This window comes from Limisphaera sp. VF-2 (assembly GCF_049537125.1).
Taxonomy (GTDB): Bacteria; Verrucomicrobiota; Verrucomicrobiia; order Limisphaerales; family Limisphaeraceae; genus Limisphaera.
Map to the genome: position 1 here is coordinate 703,990 of NZ_JBMVQY010000002.1, position 19,802 is coordinate 723,791.

Below are 19,802 nucleotides of genomic sequence, written 5' to 3' on the forward strand. Positions count from 1 at the left end.
ATGAACGCGGAGAGACCCACAGGGCGCGACGCTGGGAGGACCGGGGTGCCGGGGATGGCGTCCGCCCCGGACCACCGGCGCGGACGATTCTGGTGCGCGGTCGCCCAGGGGGTTGCACTCCGGGGCGGGTCGACGCGCGCGTTCGGTACCTGGTCGGGTCGCTCGAACACAGGAGGGCCTTGTGAACTCTGAGGAGAACCGAGGCACGCAACCGCTGCCGCCGCTGTGGCGAAACTGGTGGAGCCTGGCAGGGCTGGTCATTGCCGGGGGTGCCCTGTTTTCGTTCCTGCTGTTGTTCACCCTGGATACGCTGGCCCGGTTCGGGAATCCGTACCTGGGCATTCTGACGTATTTGGTGGCCCCGGCGTTCCTTTTCCTCGGCCTGGGCCTGACGGTGCTGGGCATGTGGCGCGAGCGGCGTCGTCGCCTGCGCGGTGGCGCGGGCGTCCCCCATCTGGTCCTCGACTTCACACGGCCGCGGGACCGGAAGTTGCTCGGCGCCTTTGTGGCGGGGAGCGTGGGGTTTTTGCTGCTTTCGGCGGTCGGCAGTTATCAGACGTATCACTTCACCGAGTCCACCCAGTTCTGCGGGCAGGTCTGTCACACGGTGATGGAACCGCAGTGGACGACGCATCAGCAGGGACCGCATGCGCGGGTGGCTTGTGTGGAGTGTCACATCGGTCCGGGAGCGACCTGGTTCGTAAAATCCAAACTTTCCGGCACCTACCAGGTCTATGCGACCCTGGCGGACAAATATCCCCGGCCGATTCCGACGCCCATCAAGAATCTGCGTCCGGCGCGGGAGACCTGCGAGCAATGCCACTGGCCGCAGAAATTCATCGGGGATCTGGATCGGACCTTTGCCTATTTCCTGGCGGACGAGACCAACACGCCGTTTGTGGTGCGGATGACGATGAAAGTGGGCGGCAGTGATCCCCGCCACGGTCCGGTGGGTGGCATTCACTGGCACGTGAACCCGACCAACGTCGTGCAGTATGTGGCTGCGCGATGGGAGAACGGCCAGTGGGTGCCGGATCCGACCCGGCAGAGCATTCCCTGGGTCCGGCTGGTGGACGGTCAGGGGGTGACCCTGGAGTTCCGCAAGCCGGGATTCACCAATGATCCGGGAAGCTTTGTCATCCGGACGATGGACTGCATGGATTGCCACAATCGCCCGGCGCATCAGTACCGCCCCCCGACCGAGGCGGTCGACCGGGCGCTCCTGCTGGGTCGCATCGATCCGGGGCTGCCCTGGATCAAGTCGAATGCCGTGTACGCGCTGACGCAACCCTACACCAACCGTACCGAAGCCCTGCAGCGCATTGCCACCTTCCTGGCCGAGGCGTATCCGCCGGACCGCTTTGCCGAGGCCCAACCACGGGTGCGAGAGGCCATCGCCGTGGTGCAGGAAATCTATCGGAACAATTTCTTCCCGGAGATGCGCGCCTCGTGGGAGAAGTATCCCGATCACAGCGGCCACATGTATTGGCCGGGGTGTTTCCGGTGTCACGAAGGCAAACATGTGACCGCAGACGGCAGGCGCAGCATCACCAGCGATTGCAACGCCTGCCATGCGATTCTGGCCCAGGGCCGGGGCGAGGAGCTGCGTCTGCTGACGCCGGAGGGACAACCGTTCCGGCATCCGGGCGACGAGGTGGACGGTGGCTGTTATGACTGTCACACGGGAGGTTTGTGAGGTGCGACGTTTCCGGACTCTTCGTCAGGCCGATCCCACGGCGGCCCGTGCGTGCCTGGTTCCGCCGGCGCAGCCCGGGGCCACGCAGCAGAACCCTGGCGGCGGGTGGCTGGTGCTGGTCCTGCTGCTGGCGCTGGTCGGGGGGGCGAGGGCCGCAGAACGCTTCTCCAATGCGGACTGCCTGGACTGTCATCTGGATCCCACCACGACGCGCAAGCGCGGCCAGGAGGTGATCCCGTTGGTCTTTCCCACCAACGCCTTTGCCGCGTCCGTGCATGCCGCGCTGGACTGTGTCGATTGTCACGAAGGCATTCCGGAGCTGGTCCATTCGACGCCGCTGCCGCCGCCCAACTGCGCCGGTTGCCACGAGGCGGAAGCCCGGCAGTATGCCGCCAGCATCCACGGGGTGAGCCATACCCTGGGGGCCAGTGGCGCGGCGCAATGCTGGGATTGCCACGGGTCGCATGACATCCTGCCCGTGAGGCACGCCGATTCGCCCGTTTTCAAATTGAACCTGCCCCGGACCTGTGCCCGATGTCACAGCAACCCGGGTTTGACGGAAGAGTACCGGATGAAACATCCGGAGGCGGCGGCCCACTATGTGGACAGCATTCACGGGCAGGCGCTGCTGCGCCGGGGCCTGATCGTGGCGCCGTCCTGCAACGACTGTCACGGGATTCACGACATCAAGCGCAGCGTGGACCGCGACTCGCCGGTGCACCATCTGAATGTCGCCCGGACCTGTGGCCGGTGCCATCTGGGAGTGGAACAGATCTACGAACGCAGCATTCACGGGCAACGGCTGTTGGAGGGAGACAAACGTGCGCCGGTCTGCACCACCTGCCACTCGGCGCACGAAATCGAGCCACCCGCCTCCGGTCATTTCAAGGCCACCAGCGACCGCAAATGCGGCCAATGCCACCAGGATCGGCTCACCTACTATCACGAGACCTATCACGGCAAGGCCATGGTCCTGGGGCGGCCGAATCGTGCGCCGGACGTGGCGGCCTGCTACGACTGTCACGGCCATCATGACGTGTTGCCCACTTCGCACCCCGACTCGCGTCTTTCCCGGGACCACATTCTGGCGACCTGCCAGCAATGCCATCCCAAGGCCACGGTCGGCTTCACCCAGTACAAGCCGCATGCCAATCCGCTCGACCGGGAGAACTATCCGGTGTTGCATGCGGTCTTTGTGGGAATGACCTCGCTGGTGGTGGGGGTCTTTGTCTTTTTCGGAGCCCACACGCTGGCCTGGCTGGTCCGCACCCTCTATCTCTATCTCCACGATTCCAAGACCTTCCGGGAAGCCAAGGTCCAGATCCAGCGCGACGACGAATGGTTCACCCGGTTCACGCCCTTCGAGCGCTTCCTGCATCTGCTGGTGGTGACCAGTTTCCTGTTGTTGGTGGTGACCGGCATGCCGCTCAAGTTTTACTACACCGACTGGGCCAAAGCCCTGTTTGGGGTCATCGGCGGACCGGACACGGCGCGGGTGTTGCATCGGTTCGGGGCCCTGGTGACGTTTCTGTATTTCGGACTGCACCTGGCAGCCCTGGTGGGCAAGGCGTGGCGCGGGCGGCACCGGGTGCGGGATCCGCAGACCGGCCGCTGGCAGTGGCGCCGCGTACGGGAAGTGTTGTTCGGCCCGGACTCGATGATTCCCACCCTGCAGGATTGGCGGGACTTCGTGGCGCACAACCGCTGGTTCTTCGGCAAGGGGCCGAAGCCCCAGTTCGACCGGTGGACCTACTGGGAGAAGTTCGATTACCTGGCGGTCTTCTGGGGCGTTTTCATGATCGGCACCTCGGGTCTGATCATGTGGTGGCCGGACTTTTTCACGCGGTTCCTGCCGGGTTGGGTCATCAATGTGGCCCACATCGTGCATTCGGACGAGGCCCTGTTGGCGGCGGGGTTCATCTTCACGATTCACTTCTTCAACACGCATTTCCGGCTGGAGAAGTTCCCGATGGACACCGTGATTTTCTCGGGCCGCATCTCGCGCAGCGAATTGCTTCATGAACGGCGCCGATGGTACGAGCGCCTGCTGGCCACCGGGCAGTTGGAGAGATTCCGCGTGCGCGACGAGTGGGAAGGGTGGAAGGGCATCGCCCGGTCGATGGGTTACCTCTTCTTCGGTCTGGGCGTGGTGCTGCTGCTGTTGATCCTGTACGCCATGGTCTCGCGGCTTCTGCACTGAGCGCGCACCGTTTTCAGGTTCGACCGGGAGGATTCCCGCCTTCGGCCGCGGGCGCGGGTCGGCCCGAGCGGCGCGCTCCCCGATGGCCTTTCGTCCGGAGCCCGGCCGGGGCCGCGGCCCCTGGTCCCGGGCTGGACAGGCCGCTTCCAAGCTCTTCAAACTGCTGCCGGTCGTTCGGGATGGGGATCATGGCCCCGTCCCCGGGGCGGGTGTGTTGTTCGTCAGGCCGATACGGTACACGGGACCGCAATGAACCTCGAGTATGTCGCGTTGGCGGTGATCCTGGCGGGTGCGTTGTACCTGTTTTGGACGCAGAAACTGCGCATGGATCTGACGGCGCTGGCGGTGATGCTGGCACTGATTGTGCCATGGCCCCGGCCCGACGGGGAATGGCGGCCGCTGCTCACACCGGCAGAGGGTTTTTCCGGCTTCGGCAGTGTGGCCGTGATCATGGTGGCCGCCATGTTCGTGTTCGGCGCCGCCCTGGCCCGCACCGGAGCCACCGAACTGTGGGGCATGCGGCTGTTCCGCGCTTGTGCGCGCACCGAGGGGAGTCTCCAACTGGCCGTCCTCGGGGCGACGACGCTCACCTCGATGTTCATCAACGATACGACGGTGGTGATCCTGTTTTTGCCCCTGATCCTGACGATTTGCCGGGAGCGCGGGTGGTCGCCCTCGCGCTTTTTGATGATCGCGGCCTACGGTGCGTTGCTGGGCGGTCAGTGGACCCTCATCGGGACCCGCAGCAACATCATTGTCAGCGACATCCTGCGCCAGCAGACCGGGCAGGGTTTCGGGTTTTTCGATTTGACGCCGGTGGCGGCCGGGGTGTTTCTCGTCAGCGCCGCGGCGCTGATGCTGGTGGGGCGACACTTTCTGCCGGCTGAAGAGCCGGGAGAAACGCTGGAGGACCGCCTGGCACGGCATTATCTGACGGAAGTCATGGTCACGCCCCGCTCCGCCCAGCTCGGCCGACCGGTCAGGGAGGTCGTGGCCGGGTTGGGCCGCGAGGTTGCCTGGATGGGTCTGATCCGTGGTAATGAACGCCTCCCGCCGGCGGACTGGCTGCACCTGCAGGCCGGGGACGTGCTGATCCTGCAGGGCCCGGTGCCGGTGATTGGCAATTTGCTGAAGTCACGAGACTTTCAGTTGCGCGAGGAACTGGCGCTCGATAACCGGACCCTGCGGAGCGTGGACCTGGTGACGGTCGAGGCCACGGTGGCCCCACGATCGAATTATGTGGGGCGCACGCTCGAGGAGGTGGGCTTCAGCCAACAATACGGCTTTACGGTGCTCGGCATTGCGCGGCGCGGCCGCAGCCTCGAGGATCGGCCGGCCCAAACCCCGTTGGAGGAAGGAGACTCGTTGTTGCTGCTGGGGCACGTCACCGGTCTCAGCGCGCTCCGATCGAATGCTGACCTCATTGTCTTGGCGCAGGAGGAGTTCGTGCCGTTGAACCGTTGGAAGGCTGCGGTGACGCTGGGTCTGCTGGTGGGCGTGGTGGGAACGGCTGCGACCGGTGTGCTCAGTCCGGCCGTCTCGATACCCGTGGCCGCGCTGCTGGTGGTGGTGTTCGACTGTCTGAAAGTCCGCGATCTCTATCGGGTGGTGGACTGGCAGGCAGTGGTCACGGCCGCGGGCCTCATCCCGTTCGGGTTGGCGGTGGAAAAGACGGGGGCGGCCCGGGACCTGGCCGAGTTGGCGGTGCGTTTGCTGGAGGGTTGGGGTCCGGTGGCCCTGCTGGGTGGACTGGCCCTGGTGACGCTGATTCTGACGCATTTCCTCGACAACTCGGCCGTGGGCATCATTCTCGCCCCCATTGCGCACCAGGTGGCCGTGGTCATGGGTGTGGACCCCAAACCGTTCATGGTCGCCATCGCCATCTGCATTTCCGCGTGTTTCTGCACGCCTTTCGCCCACGAGAGCACCATTCTTGTGATGGGCCCGGGCCGATACCGGTTCCGGCACTATCTGCAAGCCGGCGGGCTTTTGGCGGTGGCCACGTGGCTGGTCACGCTCTGGCTGACGCCGCGGGTGTGGCCCTTCTGAATCGCGGGCCGAGTGCGCGTCCGGGGCTGCGCGTGAAAAGGAAACCGCCGCCCGGGCGTGGGCGGCGGTGATTCCGGGAGGTTCCAGATCGGACGCTTACTTGCGGGCTTTCGCCTCGTACTGGCTGAGCGTTTCGCGCAGGGCCTGTCGCGTGGGCTCGTCCTCGGCAACGGCGATGGCCTTCTTCTGGTACTCGATCGCTTCGCTGACCTTGCCGGTATCGAACAGGGCCCGCGCGTAGGTATCCAGGATGGATGCGTTCGTGGCGCCGGAAGCATCGAGGGCGGCCTTGGCCAGGTGGGTGGCCAGGGCCAGGTCCCGCTGCCGAACCCGCGGATCGGTCAGCAAGGCCCAGGCCCATTCGTTGAGATCGTCGGGGTGAACGCCGGAAAGCTCTTTCAGCTGGCTGGTCAGTTTTTCCACCTGATTGGTGTCGCCGCGTCCGACGACTGCACGGAAGTATTGGCGGAAGACCTGCGCGTGACCAAGGCGGCGTTTCATTCCGGCCAGATCGAAGTCTTTGGGGGCGAGTTCCTCCAGTCGTTTCTCCAGGCCGGCCAGGGTTTCTGCGGGCGCTTCCGTGGCCAGGGCCTGCTGATACTCGGCCAGGGTCATCTGGAACCGGATAAGGTCGCGGATCTCGGCCGCGTTGAACTTCCGGTCCCGCAACAGCGGGCCGACCTCCGCGTCGAGCGCTTCCAATTCGCGGCCCAGCGCCTCGATGCGGGCCTGGTCGTCCTGAATCACGGCTTCCTGGAACGCCTCCAGCTTTTCCTGGGCTTCGGCGCGTTTCCGTGCCTTCTCGAGGTCGAATTTTCCCGCCTGCAACTCCTCGAGCACCTTTTCCAAATCCCCCATTGGATGGCCGTGCCAGACGATGCGGCCCTCCTTGTCCACCACGAACGCGTGGGGGATTCCATCCACGCCGAAGGCTCCCATGTACGCCTGCCCGGTCTTCTCATCCTTGTCGACGGCGACGACGTAATCCATCTGGTCGCCCATCTTGGCGACGAACTTTTTCACCGTGGCCACGTCTTCATCACTGATGCCCACGATGACCACGTCCTTGAACTTTTTCTGCAGCTGGGTCAGGTGGGGAATGCTGGCGCGGCAGGGCGGGCACCAGGTGGCCCAAAACTCGACGACGGCGACCTTCTTGCCCTTGAGGTCAGCGAGGTTCACGGGGTTGCCCTTGACCCACTCGGCGATTTGAAGGGCGGGAGCCGGATCTCCGAGTTTGGGCTCCGCGGCGGAGAGGGGCGAGAAGACCATCGACACGGCGCCGAGCAGCGCCGCCAAAAGGAATCGTTTCATGGATGTATCCTTGCAGCTTCGTGTTTCAACTGGCACCAACCCTACGCCGCCCGCCCGACCAAGTCAAACGAGGGGCGTCCCAAATTCCGGGCGGGGCCCGGGTTGCTCGACTCCACCGGGAAGAGGCCGGCCCGGGATCGAGCGACGGATGCATTCGCAAACAGCTCTCCTTGCGTTTGGGCTCGTGCCCGGGACGTCCGAGGCCGCGGCCAGAAGGGTCCGACGCGTTTCCAGCGGTGCATTGCACGTTTTGGACACCCTCGAAAGTTCGGCGCAATTCCGGGCGTCCTCGCCGCGGGAAGGCCGAGGGGAAAGGCGTTTCCTCGGCATCCATGCATCCGGTGCTCGAGAGCCGAAAAGCGTCTCGTTGCCAAAACGCGGCGCGCACGGCCTTGTGGTTCGAACCCGGCCTCGATAACCTTTTGAACTCATGGCCAAGCCCGACTGGATCGAGCTGCCCGGTGCAGAACCCATCCCGATCCTCTACGAGGACCGGTCAGTGCTGGCCATTGACAAGCCCGCCGGTTGGTTGCTGGTGCCGGTGCACTGGCAGCGGACGGCCCGCAACCTGCAGGCGGCGTTGGAATCCTCGGTGCGGGCGGGCGATTGGTGGGCGCGGTCGCGGGGCCTCAAGTACCTGCGATTTGTGCATCGGCTGGATGGCGAGACCAGCGGCGTGCTGTTGCTGGCCAAGAGCCCGGGCGCGCTGACCGCTTGCTCGAGGTTGTTCCAGACCGGCCAGGTGGAGAAAGTGTACCTTGCGGTGGTTGCGGGGGAGCCGAAACAGTCGGAATGGACCTGCCGATGGAAACTGGCCCCGGACCGGCGCCATCCCGGACGGGTTCGCGTCGATCCGCGCCACGGCAAGGAAGCCGAAACGCAGTTTCGCGTCCTGGCCCGTCGGGCCGGCCGGGCGCTGATCGAATGCCGTCCCCGGACGGGACGCACCCATCAGATCCGGGTGCATCTGGCAGAGGCGGGCCTGCCGGTGCTGGGGGATGACCTGTATGGCCGTGGCGAGGGAGCTGGACCGCTGGCACTCCGGGCCATTCGGCTGGCCTATCGGGACCCGTTCACGCGCCGGGCAGTGGACATCCGGGCGCCGTGGAGTCAATTTCTTCTCCAGCATGGATTCGAAGAACTGAACTGCCCCGGTGATTCCGACAGCGCCGATGAACGCCATGAACACCGAGCGTCCAACGGAACGCATCGCGAATGAGGAAGTGGTCGGGGAGACGGAGTGGGTGGTGTTTCGTCGGTCCCCCATCCATGGGATCGGCGGATTTGCCCGCAGGGACATCCCGGCCGGCACGCGAATTCTCGAATACGTGGGCGAAAAGATCACGAAGGAGGAATCGGCCCGCCGCTGCGCGGCCAACAATGTGTATATCTTCTGCCTGAACGATCAGTTCGATCTCGACGGGAACGTGCCGTGGAATCTGGCGCGTTTCTTGAATCACTCCTGCCAGCCCAACTGCGAGACGGAACTGGACGAGGCCGAGGGGCGGATCTGGATCCTGGCCCTGCGGGACATTCGGGCCGGAGAAGAGTTGACGTTCAACTACGGATACGACCTGACGGAGTACCGGGATTATCCGTGCAACTGCGGGGCCCCGAATTGTGTGGGTTACATCGTCGCCGAGGAATTCTTCGAGCACGTGCGGCGGCAGCGTGCTCTGGAAGAGGCCGCACGGCAGGTCGCCGGAGATTCGGCTGCCGGGGCTCAGTCGCCGCGATAGACGCAACGGGCCGTGCAGGTCTCCGCCACGACCACCTCGGCCAATTCCGGCAGGGTCGGTTTGAGTCGTTCCCAGATCCACGCGGCCAGCACTTCGCTGGTTGGGTTTTCCAGCCCGGGGATTTCGTTCAGGTAGCGATGGTCGAGCTGTTCCCAAAGGGGCTGGAAGCGTCGGGCGATCTCCGCGTAGTCCATGAGCCAGCCCAGGTGCGGATCGCACTCGCCGCGCACGACAATCTCAACCTGAAAACTGTGTCCATGGAGGCGGCGACATTTGTGTCCCTCCGGCAGATGGGGCAGCCGGTGAGCCGCCTCGAACTGAAACGTTTTCCGCAATTCCACTTTCATGTTCTGACGAGCAAATCCTTGGACAAAAGGTTGCCTGCGCACCGGCCAAAGGCCAGGGCGGCGCGGGTCCACCCATCGGCGCCTCTTCCGCCGGTCAGCCGGACGGCGGTCCGGCAGAAGTCTGCCCGGTCGGAGCTTCGCATTCCCAGTCGATCCAGGTTACCAGGTCGCCCAGGGCCGGTCGGCCGTCGTGGTGCCAGGTCAGCGGGGGCCGTTGCATTTGCCCCAGCGGACAGATGCGCCGAACCCCCCAGGCGGCCAGCTCCTCCGCCAACGCGGCCTGCTGGGCCGCCGGCGCGGCCAGACCCACGGTCGAGACGTGGAGCCGGACCGGCTCCGCGGCCTGAAGGGCCCGCGCCAATGAAGTGACGGGTTTGACGTACACGAACCGGTCCAAACAGGACAACTGGAAATCGGGTTCTTCTTCGTACACCACGGTCCAGGCGGTGGACCCGGCACTGTTCCAGATGCGGGTGGTCCCGCCACAGGCGGCCCGCACGGCGTAGAGATCTCTGCGCGCAGCAATCAGGGCCGCGCGCTCGGGCCTCAAGGGACCGCGGGGTTGACGGGTCTCCCATCGTTCCAGGGCCGCCGCCAGCGCGGCCGCGAACTGCGAGGGAAACTGCTGGTCGGCGCCCGTTTGCACGTAAAACAGGTGCGGCGACAAACAACCCCATTGATCCCAAGCCGTCACATCCGCAGCCGCTCGATCCGCCAGGGTTTCCAGGCTCAGCTCGTGCAACACGCCCGCGGCAATGAAGCCGAAACTGACTCGATGGCCATAACCCAAAAACCGCGTGGTCACCGGAGTGCGCGCCCGCACGGAGGCCACCGTGGCATCCTCTCCGGTCACCACCACGCAGTCGCCTTCGCGCAGCAGCACGTCCTCCAGGTCCTGACGCCCGCCCGGCCAGACGGCCAGCTCCAAACAGGCCGCCAGTTTGGGATCCAGAGCCCGCAGGGAATGACCAAACAGGCGCGGCAGAAAACTGCCCTCGGAGGCGCATTTGACGAATTGAGCCGATCTGACCAGCAAACCGAGGATGATCGACAGAAGAGTGGGATCGGGGAGATTCCCGGCCGCCACCTGCACCAGAAGCCGTGGCCCCAGGGCGCGGACGCGTCGAGAGGGCTCCGGGGCGGGTTGGAAGGCATCCAGCACGGACTCCTCGCCCAGGTCCTGGCGAAGCAGCCGGCGCAGGTTCGATTCGGTCAGCCCTCCGAAGAAGGCGTCCAGGCCGCGCTCCAGGGTGGCCCGACTGAAACCGGTGTGGGCCGGACCTTCCTGGAGCGCCCGCTGCCGGAAAGGGTCGTCGGGCTGCAGCCAGTTGCGGCCCAGCTCGGCCAGCAGCCCGATCAACTGGGAGGTGGTGCGGTGGGCCAGGTAAAGCTCGCGGTTGCGGCGCAGGGTGTGACAGGCATCCGCCACCAGTTGCGGGGTGAGTGGCGCCCCTTCGGGCAGGTCCACCAAAAAGTAGCTGGGCAGGCTCATGAGCGGGGGACGTTGGCCACGGGGGATGGATCGGCCGGCTCCAAGGCCATGAGGGAACAACCTCGGGGGGCCGCACCGGCCGCCCGACCGCGCAACTCGAATCCGTCCTGGACGCGCACGGCCAGATCCTCGGTTTGCACGGCCAGCACCGAGAACACATTCGCCAGATCCCAGATCCGCAGCAGGCCCACCGCACCCTCGGCACAGGCCGCCCCGGTTTCGGGATCCACCACCTCCCAGCGCACCCAGGGAGGAAACCGGAATCGCCGTCGCACACGGACGCGGACCGTGGACTGAGCCCGGCCCGGGTCGGCAGCCCGAACGGCATTCGGCACGTGGAAATGGTCATAAGCCTGCGAACTGAGCTCGCACATGCCGTACTCGCTGAAAATGGCGGATTCCGGCAGGCCCCAATGCGCTTCGATTTGCTTGCGGAGTTCCTCGGGCGGGACCTCGCGGGTCCGCCCTTTGTAACCGCCCGTTTCCATCAGACGCGATCCCGGGGGCAGCGACAACCGGCGCTGGTGGGAACCGGGATGGTCCAATACCCGGACCAGCAGCCAGGCAGTGGCCAGGATCAACGCGGGGCGTCCGAGCGACGCGCATTGCTCGAGTCGCGCCCACACCGCGGCCGGGTCCACCCACCACCCACCGGATGCGTCCACACTGCCCTGGAAGGCACTTTCCGGGCGATTCATCCGGCGCCGGATGGTCTCACACATGTGCACCAGGGAAGAATGCGGCGCCGACGCGGCCGGGGGCAGGAGAATCAGCAAATCCAGCGCGTCCGGAAACGGGTCTTCGGGCAACAGGGCCCGGCGAAACCCCCGCCAGAGGACCTCTTCATACAGCCGTAGCGAATCGGCATTGTGGAAATGGCGACTGGGTCGTTGGCGCGTTGTGCCGCTGGAATGGAACACCGCGGTTCGCGACTCCGGCGCCAGGCAACTGAAATCGAACTCCGCAAATGCGGCAGTGGGAACGGCCGGGATTTGTGTCCAATGCCGGACCTGGTCCGGGGTGGTCCCGCGGGCCAGGCACCATTGCCGATAGGGCGGATTGAACCGGAACTGCAGGGCGAACAGTTCGAGAGCACGCCGGTTGAAGGCCGCGTCCCCCCACTCGCCGGCGGCAGGGGCCGGCGTCTGGCGGGCAAACTCCGGCAATGCCTGCAGCAGATCCTCCGCGCAGGCGCGAAGTTCTGCAGGGGCCGGGGCTGGATTGGACATGGCGATTGGGGCCGGGCGGAGGCGGGTTGCCCGCAAAAGCCCGCGAGGGGCCCTCCCTCTCAGGCACGTTCCTCGATCAACTCCCGTCGGGCACTGCCGAGCAATCGCTCGATGAAACCGGTATCGTAGGAACCTTTGCGGAAGTTCGGATCCTGCAGGATGGCCTGCTGCAGGCCGATGTTGGTTTTGATCCCGGTAATGTAGTACTCGGAAAGGGCGCGACTCATCCGATGCAGGGCCTCTTGTCGGTCGCGCCCGTAGGTGATCAGCTTGCCGATCATGGAGTCGTAATACGGTGGGATGGTGTATCCGGCGTACACGTGGGTGTCCACGCGCACCCCGCGGCCGCCCGGTTGATAGTACATCTCGACGCGACCGGGGCTGGGGCGGAAATCGTCGAAGGGATCCTCGGCGTTGATCCGACATTCGATGGCGTGGCCGCGGAAGTGGACGTCGCTTTGCTTGATTTTGAGCGGCTCGCCCATGGCCAACAGAATCTGCTGTTGGACCAGGTCGATGCCCGTTACCTCCTCCGTGATGGGGTGCTCCACCTGGATGCGCTTGTTCATCTCCAGGAAGTAAAAGTTGCCCTGGTTGTCCACGATGAACTCCACCGTGCCCGCATTGGTATAGCGGGCGGCCTCGGCGATCTTGATGGCCGCGCGGCCCATCTTCTCCCGCAGCTTTTTGAAGCGGGTCTCGATGAGGGGCGAGGGGGTTTCCTCAATCACCTTCTGGTTGCGCCGCTGGATGGAACAGTCGCGTTCGCCCAGGTGAATGATGTGGCCGTGCCGGTCGGCCAGGATCTGAAACTCGATGTGATGCGGATTCTCGATGTACTTCTCGATGTACACGCCCGAATTGCCGAAGGCCTTCTCCGCCTCGGTGCGACAGGTGTGGTACCCCTTGACAAGAGAGACGTCATTGTGCGCCACGCGCATTCCCCGGCCGCCCCCGCCGGCGATGGCCTTGATCATCACCGGGTAACCGATGCGCCGTGCCACTTCGATGGCCTCCTGCTCGGTCTCCACCGGACCGTCGGATCCCGGCGGCACGGGCACGCCGGCTTTCTTGGCCAGCGCGCGGCTCACGGCCTTGTTTTCCAGGGCGCTCATGGCCTGCGCGCTGGGGCCGATGAACCGTATGTTGCAACTTTCGCAGACGTCCGCGAAATGGGGATTCTCGGACAGGAACCCGTAGCCGGGGTGAATGGCGTCCACGTCCGTGATTTCCGCAGCGCTGATGATGCGGTCGATGCGGAGGTAGCTTTCCGAGGCCGGGGCTTTCCCGATGCACACCGCTTCATCGGCCAACTGCACGTGCATCGAGTTGGCGTCCGCCTCGGAATAGACGGCCACCGTGCGGATGTTCAACTCCTTACAGGCCCGAATGATCCGCACGGCAATCTCGCCGCGGTTGGCGACCAGGATTTTCTCGAACATCGTGGGTGTCGTTGGCGCAGAGTCTTCCAGCCGCCGGGGTCAGCCAGGGGTCGGGTGGGCCCCTCCGCCGGCCGCTCAGGGACCCGGGGCCGGCAGCGGCCGGACCTTGAAAAGGGGCTGACCGAACTCGACCGGCTTGGCGTTCTCGACCAGCACCTGGGTGATGATCCCCCGGACCTCGGCCTTGATCTCGTTCATCACCTTCATGGCTTCAATGATGCAGACGACGGTGTCCGGGTGCACTTCCGAGCCGACCTCGACGTACGGCGCCGATTCCGGCGAGGGCGCGCGGTAGAAGGTACCGATCATCGGAGACTTGATCTCGATTTCCGGAGCTTCGGGCTCTACCGCCGGGGCAGGGCCTGCAGGCGGCCGGACAGCGGCCGCAGCCGCCGGGAGGCCTGCCGGAGCCACCACGGGCGGGAAACTCGGGACCACTCCACCGACTGCCTCCTCCCCGGAAGGCGACACCCCGGGGGAGGGGGCGCGCTTCAGCCGGATTCTGAACCCTTCCTTTTCCATCTCGAACTCTGACACGGCGTTTTTCCGCATCAGGTCAATAATGGCTTTGATGTCTTTCAGGTCCACAACAGCCGCCTTTCACTCCAACGGGGTTGGCGATTTGGGTCAGGGCTCATGAGCTCTTGCCCTGAAGGTTGGAAGCTGATGCGCAATACACGGGGCCCCGGTCACGATTCGCCGGATTTCGGCCCACGAACAGCCCATGGATACTTTGGTCCAAGCCGTCACGACCCGCGCTCGGCCTGAGTCCGCCCTCGGCATCAAAAAAGCAGCAGTCGCAACCGACTCTGCCTTCATTGTCGCCGTTGACGTTCAGGACAGGGCAGAGCCTAAACGGGCGGGGCCGACTGCGTCAAGCCGCACGTACCGGGCGCCCGGACCGGCTCTGGAACATGGCAAAAGCGGCCACGGTCACGGGTTCCAGCCGAGTTTCCGTGGTTCGATAACGCTAACGATGGCGTACAAACCCAGCAGGTAAGAGCCAGGTCCAAAACCGCTGATCTGGCCGCGACACACCGGCGCAATCAATGACGTCTGCCGAAAGACCTCCCGCGCGTGCACATTCGACAGATGCACCTCCACCACCGGCAAGCCCACGGCCGCAATTGCGTCGCGCAGCGCAATGCTGGTATGGGTGTAGGCCCCCGCGTTCAATACCACTCCGTCAAACCGCCCCACCGCCTCTTGAAGCCAGTCCACCAATTGTCCTTCGTGGTTGCTCTGGCGAAACTCCACCTCGACGTCCATGGTCGCCGCCACACGGCGGACCTCTGCCTCGATCTCCGCCAGCGTCCGCGTCCCATACACGCCCGGTTCCCGCCGTCCCAACAGATTCAGATTCGGCCCATTTAAAAACAGTACGCGCATGTGTCCCCCGGATTGCGCCTCGATCCTATGCGGGATGAGCTGGCTTTGTCGAATCGTTTTCCCCCGTGCCCCCCGCCAGCCATCCCAGCCACAGGAACGCCGGCCACGCCAGCGCCGGAATGTAAAGGTTGAATTCCACGCAGCTCTGGACCGCCCAACCCAGCAACCCCAGCCAAACAAAGAACCCTTCGTGAGCAGGCTGCCGCCAGAGACGTCGGCCCGTCCAAATCAACCCGCCCCACACCCACGCACCGTAGAACAGGGCTGCAGGCCACCCGGAGTCCGACGCCTGCTGTAGATAATCATTGTGGGCCAGGCGAGCCATCTCCGACTCCGGCCGTTTCCGCTGTTCGTAGGGTCGTTGGAAGGTGCCCGGCCCGGTGCCCAGCCATGGATGCTCCCAAGCCGTGTGCCAGGCGGCCTCCCAATAATCCAGTCGCGCCACCACGCTGGGCGCGCCCCGCTGGAAGAAGGCGGCGTGTCGGAAGGCGAACACCCCCAATCCGAGCACGGTCAGCACCGTCAGCACCGCAAGCTTCGTCGTTCGCGGCCAGGGCCAGACCAAGAAGGTCACCAACCCCAATCCCAGCGCCACCAGCCATCCCGACCGGGAACCGGACCAGTAGAGACATGCCAGCGCCCCGCCGCCAACGATCGATCCCATGAGGGCCCGGGCGCCGGTGGTGAGCAAGGGTGTGGTGGCGACGGCCCAAAGGACGGGCGGGCCGAACAGCAACAGGGCCCCTGCAAGCGTGTTGGGATAGAACAACGTGCTGCTGATCCGAAGGCTGCGCGCCTTCTCCAGCAACATGGGATGCGCCGTCCATCCTTCTGCGGTTCGGATCAGAACGCCGCTCCGCTCCCATCGGGACCGCTCCTCGGGAGGGAAGTTCTGCCAGTGGGTGGCCTCGTGTTCCAGAATGAACGCCCGTGTTTCGGGCAGGCCACGGAACCGTTGATCCACACCGTAGGCCAGCACCCATAAGAGGGCAGCGGCACAGACGGCCCAGAATCCACGGAGGGTGGGTCGCAGGGCCAGCAGCTTGTAGCCCGCGAAGAAACAGGCTCCACAAACGATAAAGTGAGGCAAAGTGAGACGGGTCAGGGCCCGATCCACGGTGTCCAGCGCCGACAAGCATTGCCACGCCAGCCATGCGGCGGGTGCCAGGGCCAACCACCGAGGGTTCCATCCGCGCCTGCCGGGCATTGCCCTGAGGCTCAAGCCGAGCGCAAGGGCGACCAAGCCGTACCCTAACGTTAACGGCCACGGGCTCAGCAACCACTCGAACCCGTCGGAAGGCCATGACACAAAGCCTTCCATGATCACCGGATTCCCGAACTTCACCAGGGCCAGACCACACACGATGCCCCAGCACCGGACAGCCAAGGTCAGGGCCTTGGAATCGGGCCGGGTCGGCGGGTTTGCGCGAGTTCCCGTCTTGTCAGAAGCGCGGTTCCCAGGTTTGCCACCTGATTCCATTGCGGAGCTCGAACCTCGTCAGCCGCGGGACTTGAGGTGCATCGCGGCGTCGTGCTCGCCCAATTCCAGCTGCAGCACGGCGGTTTCAATGGCGAGCAACTCTTGCACGTTGGTTCGGCGGAGCAGGCTTTGGAGGTCTTCCCATACGTTGAGGTTTCGCAGGGCCTCGGCCTCTGTGAGCCGCGAGGCCAGGTGCGACGTTGCCGCCCAACCGGGATAAAACGGCCGTGCCCCCTCCTGCGCGCCCAGTCGCGCCAGCCAGACATCGCGGAGCCAGCCCTGAACGGCCCCCAGAAAACGGTCTCGTCGCCGACGATACTCCGCTTCGATGGCAGCCTTTTCGGCCGCCTCCGAGCCGCCTGCCGTGGCAGCCGGCCCTTCATCCTCCCCGGCAGGCTCGGCCGTCGGTTCCGTCCCCGGCCCCGACCGCGGGCCGGGTGGTTGCTCGGGCCCCTCGGTCCACCGTGCCTTTACCTCGGCCTCGGCCCGCTCCCGTTCTTGGGCCAGCCGCTGCAGGATCAAATCCACCATGCGGTAGCGGTCGATTACGCCCCGACGCGTCTCCGCCGCCATTTCGGCGAACCTCCGAACCCACTCGATGGCATCCGCGTCCAGGCCGGAGGCCCCTGGCCCGGCGAAGTGCACGCGCATGCAACGGGACACGATGGTTTCGAGCAATCGGGCCGGCTCGGCACTGAGCAGAATCAATACGCACCGCGAAGGCGGCTCTTCCAGGGTTTTGAGCAGCGCATTCGCCGCTTGGAGGTTCAAGCAATCCGCATCCACCAAGATGCCCACCTTCCAGGGGGCCTCGTGCGGTTTGAGAAAAATCTCGCGACTCAGGTCCCGGACTTGATCGATGGCTATCACGCGCGATTTGGATTCGGGTCGGACCCAGTGAACGTCCGGGTGCGTTCCGCTGTCGACGCGTCGGCAGCCAGAACAGCGGTCGCAGCAGTCCACGGGTGCGCCCTCGGCCGAACGTTCCGGCTGCTGACACAGGAGGGTCTTGGCCAGGGATCGAGCCACCGGTTCCAGCGCGGCCGGGTCCGGCCCGGTGAAAAGGTACGCATGTCCCAGGCGGCCATGCGCCAAAGACCGCTGCAACAGGGACACGCCAGTTTGTTCCCTCGGCAGGTCGCGAAACGCCACGGCAGAGTTATAAACCGTCCCCTCTGCCCGGGCCACCGGAAAGCGCACTCCGCTCAAGATCCGATGTGGCGCTGTTTGCATGCTGCACCTCGCATGTCCAAGCGAGCGGAAGCGGAAGGATGAACCTGGCTCCGGCCCCGGGCCGGTGATCCGGCGGTACCGCCCCCGAAAATGAGTCCTGTCAAGGTTCCTGCCCTGGTTGGGTGGCTCCAGAACGCCGGTCGCGTGCTCGTCCAACTCGCGAGAAAGCCCGGTCTGTCGGCCAAACCCCGGCGAGCCCTCACTTCGAGGCCCTTCTGGGCATGTTGCCAGGGAAACGCTGCCACAGTATACGCCGCCGGGGTTGAAGCCCTCGGCGCCAGCGCCGGGGTACATATGCCTTGGGGGTACCGGCGCAGCTGGATAGCGCTCCGCGGGCTTGCGCGTGCGTCTGCGCATGCATCGCAACGTTCCAGGCCCTGCCGCAAGCGGTGCAGACGCCCGGCGCGCCCGCGTTGACCATCGTTCCGGTGGGTCCCGGCTTTGCCACGATTTCCTGGTCGCCCGAGACCGGCGCCCACTGGGTCCTGCAGGAACGGCTGGATTCGACGATCGGCTCTTGGACCAACTCGCCCAGCGGCTGGACCAATCCGGTCACCGTCCCGGCCACCTGGCTGGGGAAGTTCTACCGCCTGTTCAAACCTCGAGATGCGGTCGGCCGGCCCCGATTGCCGCATCGGCCCGGATGTTCCAGACCGCGCCGGACGGCGGGGGCCTGCTGCCATCGGCGCGGACCACGGAGCAGGGGTGTAAACTCGGGTCGTGCGCAATCGGTTGAGGCACAGACTCCTCTGGGCAGAGTTGTCGGCCGGATCTCCTCGGGCAGCCTGGCCGGGTCCTGCCCTCGTGAGTTGACGGAGGAGTTGCGCATGACGGCTTGTGCGCAGCAGCACCGGGCCGAAGGGCCGGCCGGAGCCGCCGCGGAACCGGGACCTCGCGCCATCAGCGACGCCACCAACTGGTCTTGGCCTTGATCTGCTGGGTGGCGGACTTGGAGGTGAACTGTTTCACGAGCAGCTGACTGCGAGCCGCCGTGAGAGCCATGATGAGATCGTCATAGCTGAGGAATCGGTCGGACGGGTTCTTGGCCATCATCTTGACGATGGCGTCGCTGGTGGGTTGGGTGATCTCGGGCACGACCAGGTTGGGCGGAGTCAGGGGCGTGTGGACGTGAGCGGCCACCAGTTCCTCCACCGTGGGGGCTTCGAACGGTACATGCCCAGTGATGGCGTGGTACAGGGTGCCGCCCAGACTGTACATGTCCGAGAGAAACGTCTCGGGCTCGCGTTTGACCTTTTCCGGAGCGACGTAGTAGGGCGTGCCCCAGGCGCCGTCCTCTTCGGTCGCCGGGGCGTCGGCGCGCCGCGCCAGGCCGAAATCCACGAGCTTCGGTTCGTTGTCGGCATTGAACAGGATGTTGCCCGGCTTGATGTCGCGGTGGATCAGGTTGTGTTTGAGCATGAGGTCGAGGGCCGAGGCGATTTTGATGCCGATGTCCAGTACCTGCAGTTCGGGCAGACGATGATGGGCCTCGATGCGGGAGTCGAGACTGCCCTGATCGGCCAGCTCCATGACCAGGTAGAGCTGGCCCTGGTAATTGCCGAAGCTGTAGATGTGAATGATGTTGGTGTGATTGAGGGAGGCGCAGATGCGGGCTTCGCGATAGAAGGCTTCCAGTTGTTTGGGGTCCTCGGCCAGTTCCTTGCGCATCAGCTTGATGGCCACCATGCGTTGCAGGACCGTGTCGTAGGCGCGGTACACCTTGCCCATGCCACCCTTGCCGATGACGCTGCGCAATTCGAAGTGCTCGATCATCATCGGCATCATGATGGGGTGCCCGCACTTGGAGCACGGGATGGTGGACAGCGGTTCCAAATCACCCGGGATGAAGACCTTGGTCTGACACCCCTCGCAGGTGACCATCTTCAGCGGTTTGCTGGAGGTCTGACTCACGATCGCATTCTAACACCCGGGCGGGAGGGAACAAGCTTGGCGCAGGCGGAGGGGAAACGATCACCTCCGTTGCGCCGATCCGGCTTCATCGCCCTGCGAATCGGCGCCGGGATTCGCAAGCTCGAGAGTTCACTGCACCGGACCGGGACTCTGACGCTCTTCATTCGCGCCCACCCGCCCGAACGGCTTCAGGGCCGGCAGGACCCAAGAGGCCCGGGCCTGAGGTTGGATGGGCTCCGCCCGGCCCGGGCACGGCGAAGAGCCGGCGCCATGGACCTGTC

Annotated in this window: 15 protein-coding genes; 5 read left to right on the plus strand and 10 right to left on the minus strand. The window is 65.1% G+C overall.

The genetic code is table 11. The features are described from left to right. The first annotated feature begins 181 nt into the window (after positions 1-181). The 3 genes from ACPDIT_RS10130 to ACPDIT_RS10140 all read left to right on the plus strand — a co-directional run bounded on the left by ACPDIT_RS10130 (position 182) and on the right by ACPDIT_RS10140 (position 5,945). Positions 182-1,696, plus strand: coding sequence for a cytochrome c3 family protein (locus tag ACPDIT_RS10130; protein WP_423443114.1), 1,515 nt, complete (start codon positions 182-184; stop codon positions 1,694-1,696). Beyond that, positions 1,671-3,896 carry a hypothetical protein gene (locus tag ACPDIT_RS10135; protein ID WP_423443116.1) on the plus strand — a complete coding sequence of 742 codons (2,226 nt, stop codon included), beginning with the start codon at positions 1,671-1,673 and terminating at the stop codon, positions 3,894-3,896. The genes ACPDIT_RS10130 and ACPDIT_RS10135 overlap by 26 nt, the downstream gene beginning before the upstream one ends. Before the next feature lie 249 nt (positions 3,897-4,145). Beyond that, positions 4,146-5,945, plus strand: coding sequence for an SLC13 family permease (locus tag ACPDIT_RS10140; RefSeq protein ID WP_423443118.1), 1,800 nt, complete (start codon positions 4,146-4,148; stop codon positions 5,943-5,945). Positions 5,946-6,041: 96 nt separating this feature from the next. Here the strand turns inward: ACPDIT_RS10140 and ACPDIT_RS10145 are convergent, their stop codons facing one another. Continuing rightward, complete coding sequence (locus tag ACPDIT_RS10145; protein ID WP_423443119.1) at positions 6,042-7,259, minus strand: redoxin family protein; 1,218 nt, start codon at positions 7,257-7,259, stop codon at positions 6,042-6,044. A 430-nt stretch (positions 7,260-7,689) separates the two neighbouring features. Here ACPDIT_RS10145 and ACPDIT_RS10150 point away from each other — a divergent pair, with 430 nt between their 5' ends. Together ACPDIT_RS10150 and ACPDIT_RS10155 are read left to right on the plus strand one after the other, a co-directional pair. After that, positions 7,690-8,478, plus strand: coding sequence for an RluA family pseudouridine synthase (locus ACPDIT_RS10150; RefSeq protein WP_423443121.1), 789 nt, complete (start codon positions 7,690-7,692; stop codon positions 8,476-8,478). After that, positions 8,441-8,998: an SET domain-containing protein gene (locus ACPDIT_RS10155; RefSeq protein ID WP_423443123.1), complete on the plus strand. Its 558-nt coding sequence runs from the start codon at positions 8,441-8,443 to the stop codon at positions 8,996-8,998. Before ACPDIT_RS10150 ends, ACPDIT_RS10155 begins: the two co-directional genes overlap by 38 nt. On the opposite strand, the gene queD is transcribed toward ACPDIT_RS10155, so the two are convergent. The 9 genes from queD to ACPDIT_RS10200 form a co-directional block, all read right to left on the minus strand. After that, a complete protein-coding gene (gene queD, locus ACPDIT_RS10160) occupies positions 8,983-9,345 on the minus strand; it encodes a 6-carboxytetrahydropterin synthase QueD (RefSeq protein WP_423443125.1) in 363 nt (120 codons plus the stop codon). The genes ACPDIT_RS10155 and queD overlap by 16 nt on opposite strands. Positions 9,346-9,439: 94 nt before the next feature. Then, positions 9,440-10,837: an acyl-CoA reductase gene (locus ACPDIT_RS10165; RefSeq protein ID WP_423443127.1), complete on the minus strand. Its 1,398-nt coding sequence runs from the start codon at positions 10,835-10,837 to the stop codon at positions 9,440-9,442. Next, the gene (locus ACPDIT_RS10170) at positions 10,834-12,066 is read right to left on the minus strand and encodes a hypothetical protein (protein WP_423443129.1); all 1,233 of its coding nucleotides are present in this window, start codon (positions 12,064-12,066) and stop codon (positions 10,834-10,836) included. The genes ACPDIT_RS10165 and ACPDIT_RS10170 overlap by 4 nt, the downstream gene beginning before the upstream one ends. A 59-nt stretch (positions 12,067-12,125) precedes the next feature. Further along, entirely contained in the window at positions 12,126-13,508 is a 1,383-nt protein-coding gene (gene accC, locus ACPDIT_RS10175) for an acetyl-CoA carboxylase biotin carboxylase subunit (RefSeq protein ID WP_423443131.1), read from the minus strand. Positions 13,509-13,583: 75 nt separating this feature from the next. Then, positions 13,584-14,096 carry an acetyl-CoA carboxylase biotin carboxyl carrier protein gene (gene accB / locus ACPDIT_RS10180; protein WP_423443133.1) on the minus strand — a complete coding sequence of 171 codons (513 nt, stop codon included), beginning with the start codon at positions 14,094-14,096 and terminating at the stop codon, positions 13,584-13,586. Positions 14,097-14,441: 345 nt separating this feature from the next. After that, on the minus strand, positions 14,442-14,897 hold the full coding sequence (gene aroQ, locus ACPDIT_RS10185; protein WP_423443135.1) for a type II 3-dehydroquinate dehydratase: 456 nt from the start codon (positions 14,895-14,897) through the stop codon (positions 14,442-14,444). A gap of 25 nt (positions 14,898-14,922) precedes the next feature. Then, entirely contained in the window at positions 14,923-16,284 is a 1,362-nt protein-coding gene (locus ACPDIT_RS10190) for an O-antigen ligase family protein (RefSeq protein WP_423443137.1), read from the minus strand. A 111-nt stretch (positions 16,285-16,395) separates the two neighbouring features. After that, positions 16,396-17,610 (minus strand): hypothetical protein, encoded by a 1,215-nt coding sequence (locus tag ACPDIT_RS10195; protein ID WP_423443139.1) that lies wholly within the window; start codon positions 17,608-17,610, stop codon positions 16,396-16,398. Between the two features lie 900 nt (positions 17,611-18,510). Further along, complete coding sequence (locus ACPDIT_RS10200) at positions 18,511-19,521, minus strand: serine/threonine protein kinase (protein WP_423443140.1); 1,011 nt, start codon at positions 19,519-19,521, stop codon at positions 18,511-18,513. Positions 19,522-19,802 lie beyond the last annotated feature (281 nt).